General features: G+C 34.8%; 1 protein-coding gene. It reads right to left on the bottom strand.

The window, feature by feature from the left end; all coding sequences use genetic code 11:
• Positions 1-92: 92 nt before the first annotated feature.
• Positions 93-1,442: a DUF3329 domain-containing protein gene (locus FC65_RS10045; RefSeq protein ID WP_056972572.1), complete on the bottom strand. Its 1,350-nt coding sequence runs from the start codon at positions 1,440-1,442 to the stop codon at positions 93-95.
• Between the last annotated feature and the right edge of the window lie 1,166 nt (positions 1,443-2,608).

Below are 2,608 nucleotides of genomic sequence, written 5' to 3'. Positions count from 1 at the left end.
TTTTACACAAACTTCTTGACACTCCCCACTAGCTAAAGAATACACTACCGTTCATCCAACATTACCGGTAATTATTATCTCAAAGTAGCTTATTATTGCGGTAATACACCCTTTACACCTAAATAAATTTTATAAAGGAAATTAGGATACCCATTTACATCTCCTACAAGATCTTTTAACGGATAATCGACACTATATGGGGTCTGTGGCAAATATCTCAAAGGAGGCACTTTTATTATGCTTTTATAATCCTCTCTATGAGCTTCTTTCCGAATAAAAGTATATCTTTCCTTTATAGAAACGGATGATTTATAGGAATCAATGATACCATTCGAAATGATAAGAAAACCAAAAGCTATCAATAAAATCATGGCAATTTCAGTTATGCTTTTTGCAAAGCTATTACTATCATAGACACCTACTTTGCTAGGCAACATTGAAAAAAGTCCAATGACTAGGTAAATGATACCACCGAAAAAGGCACGACCACCATTTTGCCCCATTGGCGATAAAGATAAGGCATATATTACTGCAAGTCCAGCCATAGTCCAAGTAAGACCTTGAAATACTAAAACTTTATCTTTCCAATAGTTTACCAACAAGACAAGCATAACTATTATTGACACAATCAAAATTTTATTTATATCTGACGACAACATAGCCTTGTTAACGTCAAAAAAACTATGACTTATGCGAACTAACAAAGGTTTCTGCAAATAATCTGGTCCGAGTGTTTGCAGAGTTCGATTAGCGTTTCCTGGTGCCAGTAAGAGAAAAGCATAACCTATTGAAAAGACTATTAAACCCAGCCAATAAACAAAATTAACCCGATCCTTTTTATACAATTCAATTATCGTATACACCAGTATGATTATCAGAGTTCCTCCAGCAGTGTTTTCATTAGACCAACCAGCAATTAACGATAAGATTAGAAATGGAAGAAAACTAACTAATTTTACCCATGTCATTGGTTTTTCAAAAAAATTAGTCTTTAGATATATGTACAGGAAGCCCAAATTGAAAGTTGTCATCCAAAGATAATTACCAGCACCAGCACGCCACAAAACTGTTTGTCCAAAAGTTGGAATAAATATTATCGTAGCAATGGTAACTAACCAAAATCGCAAAAATGAAATTTTAGTTTTCTTACCGCCAATACTAAGTTTTGCCATTAAAGTAATTAGTAGGACAAAAATCAAGCTATTCAACAATGCACCTACAACCTGATTACTTAATATCATAATTCTAAAAAATGATTGCCCAAAGAAACGACCATTCCAGCTAAACCACTCATGCCTCGAAAGATCCATAATCCCCCTTAAACTTAGATGGCTAGATTGCAGGTCATCGGCCCATAAAGGGGTAACATATTCCCAAAAAAACATAAAAAGAAATAAAATAATTTGAGAGATAGTGACCCAACTACTTTTTAAAAACTTCATCTTTTACTCCTAACTGTAATCACAAATTAAACTTACATCGCTTATTATAATATATTACATTTTTTATACATCAGTTAATTTAACAACGTTTTATAAAATTTTGGCACAAAACGTCGGAATCTCTGCCACCCTGCTTAGCGAGCTAGAATTATGTGTTGCAAATCTTTACATTACCGCAATTATCTGAACCACTGGAAAAGTATTCGGTACTCTTTTATTCAATGACACCCTACAACCTAAGTTCGGGAGAAAGTTTGAGCACGTAAAAACTTTGCACCCGCCACCTAAGAAAAATTCATAGAAGACAATAACTTCGTTACTTTGGTGCTAGCTTTCCCCACTCGGAATCTTGCTGAACCCCCAAGTCAGTTAAATATTTCATGGCTCCATTCGCATCTCGAATATATCGATTCAAACTTAAAATAGCAAACGAGTCAGCTGAACAAGCTCGTAAAATCATTGGTCAACAACACATCATTTTCGTCTATGACAGTCGGTATCCTAAAAAGGATGTCTAGACCACGTGAAGAGACACAATAAATCTTATTTTATCGTTAATATTTGTAAAGAAACTACACTTTTTCAATTGCCACAGTGGACAATAGAAAAACAATCGGCCATGTAAAGACGGCCAAAAACACCGAAAAGACAAGCACTTGTTCATTTCAACACTTCCGACCCAGAATTTATCGGAACTATCTCAGCATAAGCCTGGTTTCCGGTGGATCCTTGATTACTATAATCAATACTGGAAAATCAAAACCTACCTTTACGAAATCAAAAATTCTGGCCTTGCGATGGTCGTCGGGAGCGTTCTTAAAATAAAGTTGAAGGGTTATATTTTATTGGAAATCTCGTCTATTTTTTGACACAACTTTCACCCCAAATCTTACCTAATTGGCAAGAATTACAAGAACAAGGAACAAATGCGTACAAAAATGTATTGATCGACGCCATTTCTGCACGCCAGTTTGGTTCAAACGCCCTAAAAGCGCCAAAATTCTGAGATAGTTTTGCAGTTTATATTGGCCGTGGGTTCAAGAGCTAAAAAAAATAGTTAAACTTTGTAAAGTACTGAGTGTTTAACGAACTTAGGAGCAATTCACAGAATTTAACATAATAAAACAATTATTAACCTTAATTTTCAAATCAAGTGCAACAAGTGT

This window comes from Ligilactobacillus acidipiscis DSM 15836, assembly GCF_001435755.1.
Lineage (GTDB): Bacteria > Bacillota > Bacilli > Lactobacillales > Lactobacillaceae > Ligilactobacillus > Ligilactobacillus acidipiscis.
This window is presented reverse-complemented; position numbering and strand designations above follow the sequence as displayed.